The sequence below is a fragment of the Pararhodobacter sp. genome, from assembly GCF_036802785.1.
Classification (GTDB): domain Bacteria; phylum Pseudomonadota; class Alphaproteobacteria; order Rhodobacterales; family Rhodobacteraceae; genus Pararhodobacter.
Genome location: NZ_DAIRVN010000053.1, coordinates 16,684 through 34,014, shown reverse-complemented (window position 1 = coordinate 34,014; position 17,331 = coordinate 16,684). Strand labels below are relative to the sequence as shown.

Sequence of the window (17,331 nt, the reverse complement as noted above, 5' to 3'; positions counted from 1 at the left end):
CCTCCTCCCCGCCCCCGGCAAGGCCCCACGCATGCAGCCGCAACTCACCTCCGATTTCTGGGTTCAGGCCTATCTCACCCGCCTCCGGCTGGCCGGTATTCCGGCCTATGTGGTGGCGCGCGGCGATGGCACCGCAGGCTCGGTGATGGTCAAGCTTGCCACGCTTGACGGGCAGGCCACGCTTTACCAGCGCCTCTTCGATCTGATGGAAGACCGCCGCCGCTGGGCGGTGCTGGCGCAGGGCGATGAGGCGCAGATCGACGCCCAGATCAGCCGCGAACGCAGCCGCGACCGCGATCTATGGGTGATCGAGATCGAGGACCGCGCGGGCCGCCACCTGCTGGACGAAGACGGGCTGAACGGCTGACCCTTTGCCAAGTGCCCCTGCGCGCACTATCTATGGCTAAAGCCCCTGAAGCCAAAGGCAGCCCCATGCTCTTCTCCACCAAGCAATATGACATGATCCCCGCGTCGCAGGCCCTTCCCGGTCGCCCCACGCCGATCCCCACCGCCGACACCCATTTCCTCTCCGGCCGCCCTTTGAAAGCGCCGGTGCCTGAGGGGATGGAGGCGGTCATCCTCGGCATGGGCTGTTTCTGGGGGGTTGAGCGGCTGTTCTGGCCGCTTGATGGCGTCTGGCTCAGCATGGTCGGCTATGGCAGCGGCCATACCCCCAACCCGACGTATCAGGAGGTCTGCTCGGGGCGCACCGGCCATAATGAGCTGGTCCGCCTGATCCATGACCCCAGGGTGATCAGCTATGAGGCGCTCCTGAAGATCTTCTGGGAAAACCACGACCCCACGCAGGGCATGCGGCAGGGCAATGACCGGGGCACGCAATACCGCTCCGGCCTTTACACCACCACGCCCGCGCAACAGGCAGCGGCGCTCGCCAGCCGCGAGGCCTATCAGTCGCGGCTTTCGGCTGCGGGCTTCGGGCCGATCACCACCGAAATCCTGCCCGCGCCGGAGTTCTACTTTGCCGAAGGTTATCACCAGCAATATCTGGCCAAGAATCCCAACGGCTATTGCGGCATCGCGGGCACCGGGGTCAGCTGTCCGGCCGGGCTGAGCGCTTGACGCATCAGGGGCATGCCGCTAAGCCGCGCTGAACAGCGAAAGGCCCGCGCATGCCCACTTTCACCGCCCTGACCACCCTTCCCGACGAAGACCGCGCCACCGCCCTTGGCGAGGCGCTCGAAGACCTTGAGCCCGAGCCCGTCGGCGTCGGCGTGTTCGAGCTTGAGGACGGCTCCGCCCTTTGGGAGGTCGGCGCCTATTTTGTCGAGGCACCGGACGATATTGCGCTGGCGCTTCTGGCGGCTGCCCATGGTGCCGCGCCTTTCGCCATCTCGGAACTGCCGGATATCGACTGGGTCGCCCATGTCCGCCGTGAGCTGAAGCCGGTCGAGGCCGGGCGCTTCTTTGTCTACGGAAGCCATGACGCCGACAAACTGCCCGAGGGCCGCATCGGCCTGCTGATCGAGGCGGCGATGGCCTTCGGCACCGGCCACCACGGCACCACCCTGGGCTGCCTCAAGGCGCTGGACCGGCTGGCCGAGGCCGGTTTTCAGGGCCGCAACGTGATTGACGTGGGCTGCGGCACCGCCGTTCTGGCCATGGCGGCAGCGCGCATCTGGCCTGATCCGGTGCTGGCCAGCGATATTGACGAAGTGGCCGTCGAAGTGGCCGAGGCCAATGTTCAGGCCAACGCCCTGCAAGGCCGCGTTGAATGCCTTGAGGCCATGGGCTTTGAGCATCCCGCGATCAAGGCGCGCGCGCCCTTTGATCTGGTTTTCGCCAATATCCTCAAAGGCCCGCTCATCGCGCTGGCCCCGGATATGGGCCGCTACACCGCGCCCGGCGGCTATGCCATCCTGTCGGGCCTTCTGGTCACGCAGGCCGAGGATGTGCTGGCCGCCTATGTCGCGCAAGGCTTCACCCTGCACCACCGTGAAGATATCGGCGAATGGAGCATTCTGACCCTGACGCGCGCCTGATCCCGCCAGAGGCCCGGCCACAAACCGGGTCTCGCGTGCCCAATTTCCGCCTGTTTCACCGGCCAGTCTGACAGACGGTATCACAAAGCGGCACAGGATCGCCCATGCAACGCACCGGATTCACCGAGCGCAAGGCGAGCGTTCTCGCCGCGCATGCTGCCGCCCGCCAACGCAGGGGCAACAAACCCGCGCGCCGCGTTCTGGCCGTTACCGGCGCTCTTGCCGCAACGGTCGTCTGTTTCTTTCTGCTCAAGGGTGCAACCCTGGCATGGCACGGCGAAAACGGTTTCGCCCCGCATGCCGAGGGGGCTTCGGCGCTGCGCCTGTGGCTGACGGGGGTTGACCCGCTCACCCGGCTGATTGCCGATGTTCTGGGCCCGGCGCACGGGTGAACGCGCGCGAACAACAGAAAACGCCGCCCCGATGCTATCGGAGCGGCGTTTTGCATTCGTGAACCGTGGAAATCAGCGCAGCTGATTTACCACCAGCTCAATATCGGCGCGGCACAGGCCGATATCGTCCAGTTCGCGGTCCGAAAGCTTTGAAAGTTCGCGGCGAGTGACGCGCTTGTCGTTCCATGCTGCCATGGAGGCAAAGAAATCACCGAACGAGAAACGAAGACCACCGCCAAACACACCGTCGGCGACGGGGCGGCTGTGAGCAAAGAAGGCCATTTTAGGCTCCTGATAAACTGTTTTGATTCTGCTGAAGCACTGTGCTTCTGCGATCCAGATAGGCCATAAAACGTGCAACGAGAAGATTGATTGGCTGCATTCCCGCCATGCAGAAATCGCATGACGCAGCGCAGCATAAAAATGGCTGGTGCCCAGAGAGCGGTGGGCACAGCCTGAATGCGACCCTTTTAAGAAGCTTTGCGCCCCCGCGCAACCCATCGGCCCCGGCCACAGCACTTCGGCCATTTCCAACTGGCACATGTTCACTTTTCGTGCTAATCAAAGCGCAACTCCGGCATGACCGGAAACAGGCAGGTTCGGGGACAGGTGGCAGCAGATGCGGGTGATGGGTATTGACCCCGGGCTTAGGAATATGGGCTGGGGGGTGATTGATGTAAGCGGCGCCCGCCTGACCCACGTTGCTAATGGTGTCTGTCATTCGCTGGGCGATGATCTGGCGACCCGGCTTCTCAGCCTGCATGGCCAGCTTGCCGGGATTCTGGCGCGCTTCGCGCCGGATTGCGCGGCGGTGGAGCAGACATTCGTCAACAAGGACGCCGTCGCCACCCTGAAACTGGGTCATGCGCGCGCAATCGCCCTGCTGGTACCGGCGCAGGCCGGGCTGGCGGTGGGGGAATATGCGCCGAACGCGGTCAAGAAAGCCGTTGTGGGCGTGGGCAAAGCCGCCAAGCAACAAGTCGAACACATGGTGCGCATGCAACTGCCCGGCGTTCAGATTGACGGGCCCGACGCTGCCGATGCGCTGGCGATTGCCATCTGCCACGCGCATCACATGCAATCCGCCGGGCGTCTGGCCGCTGCGGTGAGGGCGGCGGGATGATCGGCAAGCTGTCAGGACGGGTTGATTACCGGGGCAGCGACCACGTTCTGCTGGATGTGCGCGGCGTGGGCTATATTGTCCATGTCTCGGAACGCACGCTGATGGCGCTGCCGGGGCCGGGCGGGATGGCGGCGCTGTATACCGAATTGCTGGTGCGCGAGGATCTGTTGCAGCTTTTCGGCTTCCTGACACTGGCCGAGAAGGAATGGCATCGCCTGCTGACCTCGGTGCAGGGCGTCGGCGCCAAGGCCGCGCTTGCGATCCTTGGCACGCTTGGCCCTGACGGGGTGTCGCGGGCGCTGGCGATCGGCGATGCGTCAGCAATCCGCAAGGCGCCCGGTGTCGGCCCGAAACTGGCGCAGCGCGTGGTGCTGGAGTTGAAGGACAAGGCGCCTGCGGTCATGGCCATGACCTCTGCCGCGCCTGACCTCGATGACGATACTGCGGTGATCGAAGGCGCCGAGGCCGAAGACATGGTCAGCCCCGCCCCTGCCCCCGAACCGGCCCGCAACCGCGGCAGGTCAACCGCCGCCCGGCAGCTTGCCCAGGCCCAGGCAGACGCCCTTTCGGCGCTGACAAACCTCGGTTACGCGCCGTCAGACGCCGCCTCTGCCGTAGCGCAGGCCGCCGAAAATGAGAGCGAGACACCTGCCTTGATCCGTGCCGCGCTGCGCCTGCTTGCGCCGAAAGCCTGACCCCCATGGCCCCGCCCGCGCGCGCCTTTTCCGTAGGCGGCCCGGGGCAGATCACCCCCCTTTGACAAACAAGCCCCACCCACAAACCCTTGATTTTGCAAGCGACAGCGCCCGACCGGCCCCTTGAGCGCCCCCCGTCCCTTGCCAAGCCTGAAAGTTCGGATCACTCTCACATCATGACCACGCCAGACCCCACCCTGCGCCCTGACCGCCAGCCCGATGATGCCGACCGCGCCCTGCGGCCGCAGATGCTGGATGAGTTTGTGGGCCAGCACGAAGCCCGCGCCAATCTGCGTGTCTTCATCCAGTCCGCGAAAATGCGCGGCGAGGCGATGGATCACACGCTGTTCTACGGCCCGCCCGGGTTGGGGAAGACGACGCTGGCGCAGATCATGGCGCGCGAACTGGGGGTGGGCTTTCGCATGACCTCGGGGCCGGTGCTGGCCAAGGCGGGCGATCTGGCCGCGATCCTGACCAATCTTGAAGCCCGCGATGTGCTGTTCATCGATGAAATCCACCGCCTGAGCCCGGTCGTGGAAGAGGTTCTTTACCCGGCGCTTGAGGATTTTCAGCTGGATCTGGTGATCGGCGAAGGGCCCGCGGCGCGCACCGTGCGTATCGAGCTTCAGCCCTTCACGCTGGTCGGCGCGACGACCCGGCTGGGCCTGCTGACCACGCCCCTGCGCGACCGCTTCGGCATTCCGACCCGGCTGGAATTCTATACCGAGGCCGAATTGTGCCAGATCGTCGAGCGCGGCGCGCGGCTGATGGGCGTGGGGACCGAGGCAGAAGGCGTCAGCGAGATTGCCCGGCGCGCACGGGGCACGCCGCGCATTGCCGGGCGGCTGTTGCGCCGGGTCATAGACTTTGCACTGGTCGAAGGGGATGGCAGGCTGACGCGGGCGCTGGCGGACAGCGCCTTGACGCGGCTTGGCGTTGATCATCTGGGGCTGGACGGGGCGGACCGGCGGTATCTGAGGCTTCTGGCCAACGGCTATGCCGGCGGGCCCGTGGGGGTAGAGACAATCGCGGCGGCGCTCTCGGAATCGCGCGATGCGATCGAGGAAGTGATCGAGCCCTTCCTGCTGCAGCAAAGTCTGGTTGCCCGGACGCCGAGGGGGCGGATGCTGACCACCAATGCCTGGCGGCATCTGGGGCTGGAACCTCCGCGCGCACCCGGGCAGGCCGACCTGTTCGAGGCGGGGAAATAGGGCCGGAAGACGCAAGCGCCGGAGAATACGAGCACCCGAAAACGCGATTTCGAAATCGCGCAGGAAGCGCCTTCGAAGGCGCTTAACGTCACCCCGGCAACCAACTGGCCAGCCTTTATGGCAGCGCGGCCCCCTGCAAAGGGCGGGCTTCGATCACGACGAAGGCCTGCGCCCAGGGGTGGTCATCGGTCAGGCTGACATGGACAATGGCCTCATGCCCCGGCGGGGTCATCCCCGCAAGGCGCTCGGCGGCCCAGCCGGTCAGCTCCATCACCGGCTGGCCCGTGCGCAGGTTGGACACGGCCATATCCTTCCAGCTTATCCCCATCCGCAGCCCGGTGCCCAAAGCCTTTGAACAGGCCTCTTTGGCGGCCCAGCGTTTGGCCAGCGTTCCGGCCTCGTCGCGCCGCCTTGCGGCCTTGCGCAGCTCGGTCGGCGTGAAGACGCGTTGGCGGAAGCGGTCGCCAAAGCGCTCAAGCGTGCCCGCGATGCGGTCGATATTGGCCAGATCGGTGCCGATGCCCAGGATCACTCTGCAATCACCCTCGTCGAGGCTGGGTTGCCGACCCGGCCACAGCCCCGGATAACCTGCGCCTGCGAAACGGCGGGCACCGCCAGAATTACTGCAAAGGCGAGGGTATGGCGGGTCATCGGAACCTCCGCAACTCAGGATCTGGCATCATCCATCAGCCTGCGCATCTCGGCAATAGCCGGGCCAAGCCCCATGAACACGGATTCGGACACCAGAAAATGACCGATGTTCAGCTCGCGCAGTTCAGGCATGGCCGCAAAGGCCGCGACGGTCGCAAAGCTGAGGCCATGCCCCGCGTGAACCTCCAGCCCCGCCGCATGCGCCTGCGCCACCCCCGCTTTGAGCGCTGCAAGCTCCCCGGCGGCGGCGTCCGGGCGCCCCTCGGCAATCAGGTCACAATAATGGCCGGTGTGCAGTTCCACCACAGCCGCCCCCACCCGCACCGATGCCTCGATCTGGCGCGGATCATGGCCGATAAACAGCGACACCCGGCACCCGGCCTCGCGCAGGGGGGCAATGAAATCGGTCAGGCGGTTTGCATCGCTCGCCACATCCAGCCCACCCTCGGTCGTGCGTTCCTCGCGCTTTTCGGGCACAAGACAGACGGCATGCGGGCGGTGGCGCAGGGCGATGGCCTGCATCTCGGCGGTGGCGGCCATCTCGAAGTTGAGGGGCAGCGCAATGGCCTCCATCAGCCGCTCGATATCCAGATCGACGATATGGCGCCGGTCCTCGCGCAGATGGGCCGTGATGCCATCGGCCCCGGCCTCCTGCGCGACAAGGGCTGCGCGCACCGGGTCCGGATAGGCCGATCCGCGCGCGTTGCGCAGCGTGGCGACATGGTCGATATTCACACCCAACCGCAGCGGGGATCTGGTCATGGCTCTTCTCCGTTGTCCTGAGCGCGCTGGCGGTTGCGCGCCTCGTCAAAGCGTTGGCGCAGCCGCTTCTGCCGGCCCCGCTGATAGGCGCGCACCAGCGGCAGGTGGATGAAATAGATCGCCACCGCGCAGGGCGCACCGATGATCGTACCGCCGATAAAGAACGGCAGGAAGACACGCCACCAGAAGGTTTCAAGCCGCCCCCAGTGCACCGCATCAGAGGTAAAGATCGCCATCAGGTTGTGGCTGAGTTCCGAGCTTGCCCGCCCGATCGCCCCCATAACCGCGGAAAACGACATGCCGCCCGGCTCCCCCAGCAGCCAGTTGCCCAGCTCAAGCGCTGTTACAGCCATGATGGGGAAAGTGATGGGGTTGCCGTAGAAGGTGCCCAGAAGCGCCGCCAGAATGTTCCCGCGCAGAAGCCAGGCAAGCAGCGCTGCCGCCATGAAATGCAGGCCATAGATGGGCAGAAACGACACGAACGCCCCCACAGCGATGCCGATGCAGATACGGTGCGGCGTGTCCGGCAGGCGGCGCAGGCGGTGCAGGATATACGAGGTGGAGCGGCGCCAGCCCCCGCGCGGGTAGAAGAATTCTCCTACCGTGCGCAAAAGCCCTTTTCTGGTTCGCCGCTTGAAGACCACGCTGTTTAACCCTCTGCCCCGTCAGGGCTGTCTGGTGGGATCGCGCAGCCGCGTGACCTGTGCAACATCGTTTTCGGCGTTCAGCATCGTCAGGATCCGGTGCAGATGTTCGGCATCGCGCACATCGACCTCGGTGAAAATGCGGAAGTAATCCGGCTTGCGATCCAGAAACCGCAGGTCCGAGATATTGGCCTTTTGCTCGCCGATCAAGGTGCAGACGCGCCCCAGCACGCCCGCATTGTTCGAAATGGTCAGTTCCAGCGCCACGGTGTGGATGGCCGGGTGGCGCCCGTCATGCCAGCGCAGGTCTATCCAGCGGTCAGGCTGGTCTTCAAGCCCGGCCAGCACGGCGCAATCGATGGCATGGGCCACCACGCCCTTGCCGCGATAGGTGATGCCGACAATGCGCTCACCCGGCACCGGCTGGCAGCAATTGGCACGGCGGAAGCTTTGCCCCGGCTCCAGCCCCACAACCGGGCGCGTGGCGTCAATTTCCTCAGCCTGCGTGGCGACGAGTTCGGGATAAAGCTGTTCCACGACGGTGCGGGAGCTGAGCTCGGCACTGCCCACCCGCGCCAGCAGGTCTTGCGGGCCTTTCAGCCCCATCTTTTTCGCAGCCGTATCCAGCGCCTTTTCGGTCACGCGGCGGCCCAGGTTCTCGAAGGCGACGCGCGTCAGCTCCCGGCCCAGCCGGATAAAGCGCTCGCGGTCTTCCTCCCGTAGTGAACGGCGGATGGCGGCCTTTGCGCGCCCGGTATGGACCAGCTCGATCCAGCTTGCCTGCGGGCGCTGCCCCTCGGCGGTGATGATCTCCACCGACTGGCCATTGCGCAGCCGGGTCCAGAGCGGCACGCGCAGCCCGTCAACCTTGGCAGAGACCGTGGCATGGCCGATGCGCGTGTGGATGGCATAGGCGAAATCAAGCGGCGTGGCACCGCGCGGAAGCTGGACGACATCGCCCTTGGGGGTGAAGCAGAAGACCTGATCGGAATACATCTCAAGCTTCACATGCTCAAGAAACTCGTCATGATCCTCGGACGAGTCCAGCCGCTCGGTGAGCGTGGCAATCCATTTGGCGGGGTCAACAGCGAAGGGGTTGGCGGTGCGGGTGCCGTCCTTGTAGGCCCAGTGCGCAGCCACCCCGGCCTCGGCCACCTCGTGCATCTCGCGCGTTCGGATCTGCACCTCGACACGCTTGCCATCACGCCCGGAGACGGTGGCATGGATCGAGCGGTAGCCGTTGGTCTTGGGCTGGCTGATGTAATCCTTGAACCGCCCCGGCACCGCACGCCAGCGTTGGTGGATCAGCCCCAGCACCTGATAGCATTGCGCCACGTCATCGACGATGATGCGAAAACCGTAGATGTCGGACAGGCGCGAAAAGGCGAGGTCCTTTTCCTGCATCTTGCGCCAGATCGAATAGGGCTTTTTGGCGCGGCCATAGACCGTGCCGTCCAGATCGGCCTTTTCCAGCTCCAGCCGGATATCGGCGGTGATCCGGGCCATCACATCGCCGGATTCGCGTTGCAGCGTGATGAAGCGGCGCAGGATGGAGTTGCGCGCCTCTGGGTTCAGAACGCGGAAGGCAAGATCTTCCAGCTCTTCGCGCATCCACTGCATGCCCATGCGCCCGGCCAGCGGCGCATAGATATCCATCGTCTCGCGCGCTTTCTGCGCCTGCTTGTCCGGGCGCATCGAGCGGATGGTGCGCATGTTGTGCAGCCGGTCGGCCAGCTTGACCAGAATCACCCGCAGATCGCGCGACATGGCGATCAGCAACTTGCGGAAATTCTCGGCCTGCTTGGCCTCGGACGAGGAAAGCTGAAGATTGGTCAGCTTGGTCACACCATCGACCAGCTCGGCAATTTCCGGCGAGAACAGCCGCGCAACTTCATCATGGGTTGAGCGGGTGTCTTCGATCGTGTCATGCAGAAGGGCGGTGACGATGGTGGCATCATCCAGCCGCATCTCGGTCAGGATGGAGGCCACCGCGACGGGATGCGTAAAATAGGGCTCACCGGAATAACGGTTCTGGCCCTGATGCATCGCCGCGCCATAATCCCAGGCGCGGCGGATCAGATTTTCGTCGCTGTCGGGGTTGTAGTTGCGGACCAGCGCAACAAGGTCATCAGGCGTAATCACTGCCAGACCCTGTGCGCATTTTGGTCACCCCTGCTGGCTTTGAGCTTCAAGAAGCTGGCGCAGCATCTGCTCTTCGCTCATGTCGTCGGTCGCGGGGCGGTCAGCCTGCGCGCTCATCAACAGGGCCATGTCGTCATCTTCCGGCATATCGACCTCGATCTGGGTCTGCATGCTTTCGATCAGCCGCTCGCGCAGGCTGTCGGACGACTGCGTTTCATCGGCGATCTCGCGCAGCGCGACCACCGGGTTCTTGTCGTTGTCGCGGTCAACCGTAATGGGAGAACCGGCAGCCAGCTCACGCGCGCGATGCGCGGCCAGGATCACCAGCTCGAACCGGTTCGGGACTTTGTCAACGCAGTCTTCGACCGTCACGCGGGCCATGCAATGCTCCAATTCCGTCTAGGGGAGGATCAGCCTGTGGTATCTAACGGCATTGTCGGGGATTGACAAGCCAAAGCAAGATTGCACCCGGTCAAATCGACCTGATCTGCGCGCGCGCGTCCGGATCAAGCGCGCTCTCCAGCTCCCGCACCGTTTTTTTCAGCACCGGATGCTCCCATTCCGGCGCGATCTGGGCCAGCGGCACCAGAACGAAAGCGCGCTCATGCAGCCGGGGGTGGGGCAGAATCAGGCGGTCAGGGGCAAGGCGGCGCTGATCTTCGGCGGGCAGCGCCATCCAGTGCGCAAGCGTCGCGGCATCGGGCAGGATCAGCGGCCCGGCGGCGAGAAGGTCGATATCAATCACCCGCGCCCCCCAGCGCGCGCCACGCACCCGGCCCAGCGCCGCCTCCACCTCATGCAGGATATCAAGCACCCCGTCGGCAGAAAGCGCCGTTTCAAGGCAGGCGCAGGCGTTTACAAAGTCCGGCCCCGAATCAGCCGGGAAAGCCGGTGTGCGCCACAGGTCACTCGTCAGGGTGGCCTTGATTCCGACGCGCTCAATCATGCCGAGAGCCACATTAATCACGTCGGCGTTTTTTCCCGGCGATCCCCCAAGATTTGCCCCGAGGGCGATCAGGAAACGGTTGCAGTTTGCAAAATGCATACCTATGACTTTCCACAGTCCGTGCCAATTGCAGAGTTAATCATTGCTGTGAGCGATCCCTGCACAGAGCCGGAAGAGCTTTGGTGAGGCAATCGTTCTCATTCCCATTTCCGTCCCATGGCACGGCTTCGAGAGGAAGCACAATGTTCTACAAAGACGAACGGCTTGCGCTGTTCATTGACGGAGCCAATTTGTTCGCCGCAGGCAAGGCGCTTGGCTTCGACATCGACTACAAACTTCTGCGTCAGGAGTTCATCCGCAGGGGTAAACTGGTGCGCGCCTTCTATTATACGGCGTTGCTGGAGAACGAGGAATACTCGCCCATCCGCCCGCTGATCGACTGGCTGAACTATAACGGTTACACGATGGTGACCAAGCCCGCCAAGGAATATACCGACAGCGCCGGGCGCCGGAAGGTCAAAGGCAACATGGATATCGAGCTGGCGGTGAACGCCATGGAGCTCGCGCCGAGGCTGGATCATGCGGTACTGTTCTCAGGCGACGGCGATTTCCGCCCGCTGGTCGAGTCGCTGCAACGGCAAGGCGTCAGGGTATCGGTGGTGTCGACCGTCCGCAGCCAGCCGCCGATGATCGCCGACGAGCTGCGCCGTCAGGCCGACAATTTCATTGAACTGGATGAGCTGCGCGACGTGATCGGCCGCCCCCCGCGTGAGCCGCGAGATTCCCGTTTCGACAGCGCCGACAGCAGCGAAGACACTTAAGCGCCGGTGCTGGCGGCGCTTGCAGGGCTGTTCGCGGCGACATTTCTCGCCGCAACCGTCTTTCCCTTTCAGTCCGAGGTCGTGTTCATAGGCCTGCAACTGGCCGGGCTTGCGCCGCTCTGGTTGCTCGTGCTGGTGGCAAGTGTCGGCAACACGCTGGGGGCTTTCGTCAATTACTGGGTCGGTGCACGGCTGGAAACGGCGGGGGCGCACCGCTGGCTGCGCATCGACGATGCGCGATTTCAGCGCGCGCGCCGCTGGTGGGACAGGTGGGGCGTGTGGTCGCTTCTGCTCAGCTGGGCGCCGGTGCTGGGCTGGTTTACAGTGGTCGCCGGGGCAATGCGTACCCCGCTGTGGCAGTTCGCACTTCTGGTGACACTAGCCAAGACCGGGCGCTTCATCGCTCTCGGCTGGCTGACGGCCACTGCGATGGGGCTGGGCTGAGGGGGCTGGACTGGACGGCGCTTGGGCCTTAGGTCTGGCACTGGACGAACCGGAGCTTTCTGATGCCTGACAAATCCCCCCTTACGCTCTACCTTGCCGCCCCGCGCGGGTTCTGCGCCGGTGTGGACCGGGCAATCAAGATTGTAGAGATGGCGATTCAGAAATGGGGCGCGCCCGTTTATGTCCGCCATGAGATCGTCCATAACAAATATGTCGTGGACAGCCTGCGCACGCTGGGGGCGGTGTTCGTCGAAGAGTTGGATGAATGCCCGGACGACCGCCCGGTGATCTTTTCGGCGCATGGCGTACCCAAATCGGTCCCCGCCGCCGCGCAGGCCCGCGAAATGATCTATGTCGATGCCACCTGCCCGCTGGTGTCCAAGGTGCATATCGAGGCCGAGCGTCATTTTGAAAACGGCCTTCAGATGGTGATGATCGGCCATGAGGGCCACCCTGAAACCATCGGCACCATGGGCCAGCTGCCTGAGGGCGAGGTGCTGCTGGTGGAAACCGTCGCTGACGTGGCCACCATCACCCCGCGCGACCCGGAACAACTGGCTTTCATCACCCAGACCACCCTGTCGGTCGATGACACCACCGAAATCGTGGCGGCGCTGAAGGCACGGTTCCCGGCCATTATCGGGCCGCACAAGGAAGATATCTGCTACGCCACCACCAACCGTCAGGCGGCGGTCAAGGAAATTGCGGGCCGGATTGATGCGCTGCTGGTGATCGGCGCGCCCAATTCGTCCAACTCCCGGCGGCTGGTAGAGGTGGGGCGCGCGGCGGGCTGCGGCTATGCCCAGCTTATCCAGCGCGCCGCGGATATCGACTGGCGCGCGCTGGATGGTGCGCGCGCCGTGGGGCTGACAGCAGGGGCCAGCGCACCCGAAGTGCTGATCAACGAAGTGATCGACGCCTTTGCCGACCGCTATGACCTGACGCGCGAACTGGTCGAAACCGCCGTGGAGCGGGTGGAGTTCAAGGTGCCGCGTGTGCTCAGGGTTCCTGCATGAGACCGCCGCGCATCGCCATTATCCTGACAGCGGCGGGCGCCCTGCCCTTTCTGGTGGGCGCAGCCATGGTGCTGGGCTTCTGGCCCGGCGAGGGGCGCGCGCTGATTGTCGCCTACGGCGTGGTGATCCTGTCGTTCATGTCCGGCGTGCTCTGGGGTTTTGCCAGCCGCAGCGGCGGTGCGCCCTGGGCCTATATCGTCAGCGTCTTTCCCGCGCTCTATGGCTTCTTCTTCTCGCTGCGCCACCCCTGGGCATTGGAGGGTCAGGCGCTCGCGCATCTGATCGTCGGGTTTCTGGGGGTTCTGGTGCTTGATGCCGTCTTTCAGGCCAAGGGGCTGGCCCCGCGCTGGTGGCTGATGCTCCGCCTGCCGGCCAGCGCAGTGGTTCTCGCCTCATTGTGGATCGCCCGCCATGCCTGATGTGCACGCCTGGACCGACGGCGCCTGTTCGGGCAATCCCGGCCCCGGTGGCTGGGGGGCGCTGCTGCGCGCCTCCAACGGCGAGGCGGTTCTGAAAGAGCGCACGCTTTCGGGCGGCGAGGCCGTCACCACCAACAACCGGATGGAGCTGATGGCCGCGATCATGGCGCTGGAGGCGCTGACCCGGCCCTCACAGGTGACCATCACCACCGACTCGGCCTATGTGAAAAACGGCGTGACCACCTGGATCCACGGCTGGAAGAAGAACGGCTGGCGCACCGCCGACCGCAAGCCGGTCAAGAATGTCGATCTGTGGCAGCGGCTGGATCTGGCGCAGGCGCGCCATACGGTCATCTGGCACTGGATCAAGGGCCATGCCGGGCATGCCGAGAACGAGCGCGCCGATGAACTGGCGCGCGAAGGGATGGCGCCGTTCAAGCCTGCGGCCGGAAAATCCATGGCCGGAAAATCCTCGGCGGGCAGATCTGCGGTGGGCGGGGCACGGTAATGAGCCTGTTGGTCGCGCTCGATTATGTGGCAGTGTTCATCTTCGCCTTGACCGGCGCGCTGGCCGCCAGCCGCGCGCAGCTTGATCTGGTCGGCTTCCTGTTCATCGCCAGCCTGACAGCGGTGGGCGGCGGCACGGTGCGCGACCTGCTTCTGCGCCGCGAGACGGTTTTCTGGGTCTCGGACCCCTGGATGATCGGCACCGCCTGCGCGGCGGCGGTGCTGGTGTTCTTTTCCGCCCATCTGCTGGAATCGCGCCGCCGCACGCTCGACTGGCTGGACGCGGGCGCGCTGGCCGTGGCAGTGCCCGCCGGCACCGGGGTTGCGCTCAGCATGGGGCAGTCACCGGCAGTGGTGGTGATGATGGGCATGGCCACCGGCGCTTTCGGCGGGCTGATGCGCGATGTGGTGTGCAACGAGGTGCCGATGGTGCTACGGCAGGGCGAACTTTACCTGAGCGCCGCCTTCTCAGGGGCGATCACGGCGCTGGGGTTGATCTGGCTGGGGCTGGAGATGCAGGTGGCCCTGCTGGGCTGCATGGCCGCAACCTTCCTGCTGCGCGCGGGCTCAATGTGGTTCGGCTGGCGCTTGCCGGTCTACAAACCCCGACCTCCGCGCGCCTGACGGGGTCTGGCCCCGCAGGACAGGGGCTTGAACCGGCTGCGGCAAGACCCCATTATACATTCCAACACAGGAATACGATGGAGCGCGCCATGAGCGACCGAAAAATCCGCCTGACCTGCCCCGACTGCGGGCAGACCAACCAGTTTCCCGCCGACAAGGCCGCCGGGAACCCGAAATGCGGGGTCTGCGGGCAAGGGCTGAACAGCGGCAAGGTCGCCGCTCTGGATCTGAAAACACTGGAGAAAGCCGCGAAAACCGACGACCTGCCGCTGCTGGTGGATTTCTGGGCACCGTGGTGCGGCCCCTGCCGCGCGATGGCACCCGAATTCGAGCGTGCCGCGCGCAACCTCGCACCGCAGGTCAGACTGGCCAAGATCGACACCCAAAGCCACCCTGACGCCGCCATCCGCTACACTATCCGCGGCATCCCGGCCTTCATCCTGTTCCACAAGGGCCGCGAACTGGCCCGCTTCTCGGGCGCGCGCCCGGCGGCCGAACTGGAACGCATGGTGCGCGAGAAGCTGGCGCTGGTGTAAGGCGGCGCGGCAAGGGGGCTTTGCCCCCTCTTGGCCTGCGGCCAATTCACCCCCAGGATATTTGTGAACAGATGAATGGGCGATCCGTCCGGGTTTCATCTGTTCACAAATATCCCGGGGGAGTCGCCCGGCACGGGCGGCGGGGGCAGCGCCCCCCGGCGCCGCGCAGCGGCAGGCAAACAGGTGTCGGCGCAGCCGGCCGCCGGGAAGCGGCGGGCTGTCAGGCCGGGCTCACGCCGCGCATCCGCTCGTTGCGGCGGCGCAGCATCTCCAGCGTGGCGAGAAGCAGGATCGACAGGCCCACCATCAGCGTCGCCACGGCAAGGATTGTCGGGCTGATCTGCTCTCGCAGGCCGATGAACATCTGCCAGGGCAGCGTCCGTTGCCCCGCCGAGCCCACGAAAATCACGATCACCACCTCATCGAACGAGGTAATGAAGGCAAACAGCCCGCCCGAGATCACCCCCGGCAGGATCAGCGGCAGCTGCACCTTGAAGAAGGTCCGCACCGGCCCCGCGCCCAGCGAGGCGGCGGCGCGGGTCAGGGAGCGGTCAAAGCCCACCATCGTGGCTGTGACGGTGATAATCACGAACGGAATGCCCAGAATTGCATGGGCCAGCACCACGCCCCAGTAGGTGCCCTGCAGCCCGATCGACGAGAAGAAGAAATACATCCCCGCCGCCGAGATGATCAGCGGCACGATCATCGGCGAGATCAGCACCGCCATGATCACCCGTTTGAACGGCACATGGCTCTGGCTGAGGCCGATGGCCGCCAGCGTTCCCAGCGACACCGAGACCAGCGTTGCCATCGGCGCGATGGCCAGCGAGTTGCGCATTGCATGTTGCCAGTCAGGATTGGTGAAGAAGTCACGGAAGTGTTTGAGCGAATAGCCCGCGGGATCAAGCGCCAGCATCTGCGGCGTGAAGGTGAAGAAATCCTGCGCGTTGAAGGCCAGCGGCACGATCACCATGATCGGGAACATCAGGAAAAAGAAGATCAGCCCGCAGAGAACACGGAAGCCGTAATACCAGACGCGTTGCAGCGGGGATGCGTAGCTTGGAAGTGCCATGTCTCTTTACCCCAGCTTCACGTTGTCGATGCCGACAATCTTGTCATAGACCCAGTAGAGCACCAGCACCGCCACCAGCAGGATCGTTCCCAGCGCGCCGACAAGGCCCCAGTTGCCCGATACCGTCCACTGATGCGCGATGCGGTTGGAGATGAACATGCCCGAGGGGCCGCCCACCAGTTCAGGCGTGATGTAATAGCCCACCGCCATGATGAACACGAGGATCGCCCCCGCCCCGATCCCGGGCACCGATTGCGGGAAATAGACGCGCCAGAAGGCTGTCCAGTCATTGGCGCCCAGCGATTTGGCGGCGCGGACATAGGTGGAGGGGATGGTTTTCATCACCGAATACAGCGGCAGAATCATGAAGGGCAGCAGGATATGCGTCATGGCGATGATCACGCCCAGCTTGTTGTTGATCATCTGGAGCCGGTTATCCGAGGCCACGAGGCCGATATACACAAGGATCTGGTTGACCACGCCCTGCTCCTGCAACAGCACCTTCCAGGCCGAGGTGCGCACCAGAAGCGATGTCCAGAACGGCAGCAGCACCAGAATCAGCAGCACATTGGCGTGGCGTTCCTTGATATTGGCCAGCAGATAGGCGATCGGATAGCCCAGCAGCAGCGTCATGAAGCAGATCAGCCCGCTCATCCAGGCTGTCCGCCAGAACAGCATCTGGTGCAGCGACATCTCGCGCGGCATGGCCGCGATCTCGCCCGAGACCATCGTCATGTCCACCGCCGCAAGGTAGTAGCCGATGGTATAGGGCGAGGAATAGGCCTCCAGCCCGCGCCAGGTGGCCAGATCGCCCCAGCCGCGGTGCATGTCGATCATCCGCTCGCGGAACGGCCCGTCGGTTTCCAGATCCCAGGAGGGAATGTCGCGCTGGCCACGGCGGATCATGGTGGTAAAGCCCGTGATCTCGAAATTCATGCGGCGGGCGAAGTTCAGCGCGGTGCGGTTGGCAAACCCCTCCTGCAGATCCGCAACCAGCGCGACAAAGGCCTCTTCGGGCGGAAGCTCGGTGCCGCGCGGGTTCCAGTCACGCAGGGCGACAACGGTGTTGGGCAGGCTTTCCTGCACGATCTGGTTCTCGACCGAGCGGAACAGCATCGAGCCGATGGGCATCAGGAATCCGACGAGGATGAACACCAGCAGCGGCGCGATCAGCAGCAGGGCACGCAGCTTCTGACGCCGCAGCGCGTGCCGGAGGCTGCGCTTGAGGGGCATGCCGCCGCGCAGATCCTGGCTGTCGGTATCGGTTGCCATTACGCTCATCGCGGGGTCTCGCTTTTTCAGATCCGGGCATGGTCAGGGGGCGAG

Annotated in this window: 24 protein-coding genes; 14 read left to right on the top strand and 10 right to left on the bottom strand. The window is 64.6% G+C overall.

Translation table 11 applies throughout. From position 1 onward, the window contains the following. The first annotated feature begins 31 nt into the window (after positions 1-31). From V7Q53_RS16350 to V7Q53_RS16335, 4 genes are all read left to right on the top strand, one after another. Complete coding sequence (locus V7Q53_RS16350; protein WP_333829754.1) at positions 32-367, top strand: DUF1491 family protein; 336 nt, start codon at positions 32-34, stop codon at positions 365-367. Positions 368-432: 65 nt separating this feature from the next. Next, complete coding sequence (gene msrA / locus V7Q53_RS16345) at positions 433-1,080, top strand: peptide-methionine (S)-S-oxide reductase MsrA (protein WP_333829751.1); 648 nt, start codon at positions 433-435, stop codon at positions 1,078-1,080. A gap of 50 nt (positions 1,081-1,130) precedes the next feature. Continuing rightward, positions 1,131-2,000: a 50S ribosomal protein L11 methyltransferase gene (locus V7Q53_RS16340; RefSeq protein ID WP_333829749.1), complete on the top strand. Its 870-nt coding sequence runs from the start codon at positions 1,131-1,133 to the stop codon at positions 1,998-2,000. 104 nt (positions 2,001-2,104) lie between these two features. Next, complete coding sequence (locus V7Q53_RS16335) at positions 2,105-2,392, top strand: hypothetical protein (protein ID WP_333829748.1); 288 nt, start codon at positions 2,105-2,107, stop codon at positions 2,390-2,392. A 72-nt stretch (positions 2,393-2,464) separates the two neighbouring features. On the opposite strand, the gene V7Q53_RS16330 is transcribed toward V7Q53_RS16335, so the two are convergent. Further along, the gene (locus V7Q53_RS16330; RefSeq protein ID WP_333829753.1) at positions 2,465-2,674 is read right to left on the bottom strand and encodes a DUF1127 domain-containing protein; all 210 of its coding nucleotides are present in this window, start codon (positions 2,672-2,674) and stop codon (positions 2,465-2,467) included. A gap of 337 nt (positions 2,675-3,011) precedes the next feature. Between V7Q53_RS16330 and ruvC the strand changes: the two genes are divergently transcribed. The 3 genes from ruvC (at position 3,012) to ruvB (ending at position 5,421) form a co-directional block, all read left to right on the top strand. Then, complete coding sequence (gene ruvC / locus V7Q53_RS16325; protein WP_333829747.1) at positions 3,012-3,515, top strand: crossover junction endodeoxyribonuclease RuvC; 504 nt, start codon at positions 3,012-3,014, stop codon at positions 3,513-3,515. Then, positions 3,512-4,210, top strand: coding sequence for a Holliday junction branch migration protein RuvA (gene ruvA, locus V7Q53_RS16320; RefSeq protein WP_333829746.1), 699 nt, complete (start codon positions 3,512-3,514; stop codon positions 4,208-4,210). The genes ruvC and ruvA overlap by 4 nt, the downstream gene beginning before the upstream one ends. Positions 4,211-4,386: 176 nt before the next feature. After that, positions 4,387-5,421 (top strand): Holliday junction branch migration DNA helicase RuvB, encoded by a 1,035-nt coding sequence (gene ruvB, locus V7Q53_RS16315; protein WP_333829745.1) that lies wholly within the window; start codon positions 4,387-4,389, stop codon positions 5,419-5,421. Positions 5,422-5,536: 115 nt separating this feature from the next. Here the strand turns inward: ruvB and acpS are convergent, their stop codons facing one another. From acpS to folK, 7 genes are all read right to left on the bottom strand, one after another. Then, the gene (acpS, locus tag V7Q53_RS16310) at positions 5,537-5,953 is read right to left on the bottom strand and encodes a holo-ACP synthase (protein WP_333829744.1); all 417 of its coding nucleotides are present in this window, start codon (positions 5,951-5,953) and stop codon (positions 5,537-5,539) included. After that, positions 5,950-6,072, bottom strand: a complete 123-nt coding sequence (locus V7Q53_RS16305) for a hypothetical protein (protein ID WP_333829743.1) — start codon at positions 6,070-6,072, stop codon at positions 5,950-5,952. Before V7Q53_RS16305 ends, acpS begins: the two co-directional genes overlap by 4 nt. A 15-nt stretch (positions 6,073-6,087) precedes the next feature. Then, complete coding sequence (locus tag V7Q53_RS16300) at positions 6,088-6,834, bottom strand: pyridoxine 5'-phosphate synthase (RefSeq protein WP_333829742.1); 747 nt, start codon at positions 6,832-6,834, stop codon at positions 6,088-6,090. Next, a complete protein-coding gene (locus V7Q53_RS16295) occupies positions 6,831-7,445 on the bottom strand; it encodes a DUF2062 domain-containing protein (RefSeq protein ID WP_333829741.1) in 615 nt (204 codons plus the stop codon). The genes V7Q53_RS16300 and V7Q53_RS16295 overlap by 4 nt, the downstream gene beginning before the upstream one ends. A gap of 54 nt (positions 7,446-7,499) precedes the next feature. Next, on the bottom strand, positions 7,500-9,620 hold the full coding sequence (locus V7Q53_RS16290) for a RelA/SpoT family protein (protein WP_333829740.1): 2,121 nt from the start codon (positions 9,618-9,620) through the stop codon (positions 7,500-7,502). A gap of 24 nt (positions 9,621-9,644) precedes the next feature. Next, complete coding sequence (rpoZ, locus tag V7Q53_RS16285) at positions 9,645-10,001, bottom strand: DNA-directed RNA polymerase subunit omega (RefSeq protein WP_333829739.1); 357 nt, start codon at positions 9,999-10,001, stop codon at positions 9,645-9,647. A gap of 91 nt (positions 10,002-10,092) precedes the next feature. Continuing rightward, the gene (folK, locus tag V7Q53_RS16280; protein ID WP_333829737.1) at positions 10,093-10,665 is read right to left on the bottom strand and encodes a 2-amino-4-hydroxy-6-hydroxymethyldihydropteridine diphosphokinase; all 573 of its coding nucleotides are present in this window, start codon (positions 10,663-10,665) and stop codon (positions 10,093-10,095) included. A 143-nt stretch (positions 10,666-10,808) separates the two neighbouring features. Between folK and V7Q53_RS16275 the strand changes: the two genes are divergently transcribed. The 7 genes from V7Q53_RS16275 to trxC all read left to right on the top strand — a co-directional run bounded on the left by V7Q53_RS16275 (position 10,809) and on the right by trxC (position 14,933). After that, positions 10,809-11,387 carry a LabA-like NYN domain-containing protein gene (locus tag V7Q53_RS16275; RefSeq protein ID WP_333829736.1) on the top strand — a complete coding sequence of 193 codons (579 nt, stop codon included), beginning with the start codon at positions 10,809-10,811 and terminating at the stop codon, positions 11,385-11,387. A gap of 6 nt (positions 11,388-11,393) precedes the next feature. After that, on the top strand, positions 11,394-11,831 hold the full coding sequence (locus tag V7Q53_RS16270; RefSeq protein WP_333829735.1) for a YqaA family protein: 438 nt from the start codon (positions 11,394-11,396) through the stop codon (positions 11,829-11,831). A 62-nt stretch (positions 11,832-11,893) separates the two neighbouring features. Beyond that, on the top strand, positions 11,894-12,847 hold the full coding sequence (gene ispH, locus V7Q53_RS16265; protein ID WP_333829734.1) for a 4-hydroxy-3-methylbut-2-enyl diphosphate reductase: 954 nt from the start codon (positions 11,894-11,896) through the stop codon (positions 12,845-12,847). After that, positions 12,844-13,266 (top strand): DUF3429 domain-containing protein, encoded by a 423-nt coding sequence (locus V7Q53_RS16260; protein ID WP_333829733.1) that lies wholly within the window; start codon positions 12,844-12,846, stop codon positions 13,264-13,266. The genes ispH and V7Q53_RS16260 overlap by 4 nt, the downstream gene beginning before the upstream one ends. Continuing rightward, complete coding sequence (gene rnhA, locus V7Q53_RS16255) at positions 13,259-13,774, top strand: ribonuclease HI (RefSeq protein WP_333829732.1); 516 nt, start codon at positions 13,259-13,261, stop codon at positions 13,772-13,774. Before V7Q53_RS16260 ends, rnhA begins: the two co-directional genes overlap by 8 nt. Then, positions 13,774-14,397, top strand: a complete 624-nt coding sequence (locus V7Q53_RS16250; protein WP_333829731.1) for a trimeric intracellular cation channel family protein — start codon at positions 13,774-13,776, stop codon at positions 14,395-14,397. The genes rnhA and V7Q53_RS16250 overlap by 1 nt, the downstream gene beginning before the upstream one ends. Before the next feature lie 89 nt (positions 14,398-14,486). After that, entirely contained in the window at positions 14,487-14,933 is a 447-nt protein-coding gene (trxC, locus tag V7Q53_RS16245; protein ID WP_333829730.1) for a thioredoxin TrxC, read from the top strand. Between the two features lie 220 nt (positions 14,934-15,153). On the opposite strand, the gene V7Q53_RS16240 is transcribed toward trxC, so the two are convergent. Next, positions 15,154-16,005: an ABC transporter permease gene (locus V7Q53_RS16240; protein WP_333829729.1), complete on the bottom strand. Its 852-nt coding sequence runs from the start codon at positions 16,003-16,005 to the stop codon at positions 15,154-15,156. Between the two features lie 6 nt (positions 16,006-16,011). Then, on the bottom strand, positions 16,012-17,286 hold the full coding sequence (locus V7Q53_RS16235) for an ABC transporter permease (protein WP_333829728.1): 1,275 nt from the start codon (positions 17,284-17,286) through the stop codon (positions 16,012-16,014). Positions 17,287-17,331: the final 45 nt, after the last annotated feature.

Bases quoted from the DNA above. Each gene is read 5' to 3' on its own strand.
- trxC (WP_333829730.1), top strand. From the start codon at position 14,487: ATGAGCGACCGAAAAATCCGCCTGACCTGCCCCGACTGCGGGCAGACC.
- V7Q53_RS16350 (WP_333829754.1), top strand. From the start codon at position 32: ATGCAGCCGCAACTCACCTCCGATTTCTGGGTTCAGGCCTATCTCACC.
- V7Q53_RS16335 (WP_333829748.1), top strand. From the start codon at position 2,105: ATGCAACGCACCGGATTCACCGAGCGCAAGGCGAGCGTTCTCGCCGCG.
- rnhA (WP_333829732.1), top strand. From the start codon at position 13,259: ATGCCTGATGTGCACGCCTGGACCGACGGCGCCTGTTCGGGCAATCCC.
- ruvA (WP_333829746.1), top strand. From the start codon at position 3,512: ATGATCGGCAAGCTGTCAGGACGGGTTGATTACCGGGGCAGCGACCAC.
- ruvC (WP_333829747.1), top strand. From the start codon at position 3,012: ATGCGGGTGATGGGTATTGACCCCGGGCTTAGGAATATGGGCTGGGGG.
- V7Q53_RS16250 (WP_333829731.1), top strand. From the start codon at position 13,774: ATGAGCCTGTTGGTCGCGCTCGATTATGTGGCAGTGTTCATCTTCGCC.
- V7Q53_RS16340 (WP_333829749.1), top strand. From the start codon at position 1,131: ATGCCCACTTTCACCGCCCTGACCACCCTTCCCGACGAAGACCGCGCC.
- V7Q53_RS16275 (WP_333829736.1), top strand. From the start codon at position 10,809: ATGTTCTACAAAGACGAACGGCTTGCGCTGTTCATTGACGGAGCCAAT.
- V7Q53_RS16240 (WP_333829729.1), bottom strand. From the start codon at position 16,005: ATGGCACTTCCAAGCTACGCATCCCCGCTGCAACGCGTCTGGTATTAC.
- msrA (WP_333829751.1), top strand. From the start codon at position 433: ATGCTCTTCTCCACCAAGCAATATGACATGATCCCCGCGTCGCAGGCC.
- V7Q53_RS16300 (WP_333829742.1), bottom strand. From the start codon at position 6,834: ATGACCAGATCCCCGCTGCGGTTGGGTGTGAATATCGACCATGTCGCC.
- folK (WP_333829737.1), bottom strand. From the start codon at position 10,665: ATGCATTTTGCAAACTGCAACCGTTTCCTGATCGCCCTCGGGGCAAAT.
- ruvB (WP_333829745.1), top strand. From the start codon at position 4,387: ATGACCACGCCAGACCCCACCCTGCGCCCTGACCGCCAGCCCGATGAT.
- rpoZ (WP_333829739.1), bottom strand. From the start codon at position 10,001: ATGGCCCGCGTGACGGTCGAAGACTGCGTTGACAAAGTCCCGAACCGG.
- V7Q53_RS16330 (WP_333829753.1), bottom strand. From the start codon at position 2,674: ATGGCCTTCTTTGCTCACAGCCGCCCCGTCGCCGACGGTGTGTTTGGC.
- V7Q53_RS16305 (WP_333829743.1), bottom strand. From the start codon at position 6,072: ATGACCCGCCATACCCTCGCCTTTGCAGTAATTCTGGCGGTGCCCGCC.
- ispH (WP_333829734.1), top strand. From the start codon at position 11,894: ATGCCTGACAAATCCCCCCTTACGCTCTACCTTGCCGCCCCGCGCGGG.
- V7Q53_RS16260 (WP_333829733.1), top strand. From the start codon at position 12,844: ATGAGACCGCCGCGCATCGCCATTATCCTGACAGCGGCGGGCGCCCTG.
- V7Q53_RS16235 (WP_333829728.1), bottom strand. From the start codon at position 17,286: ATGAGCGTAATGGCAACCGATACCGACAGCCAGGATCTGCGCGGCGGC.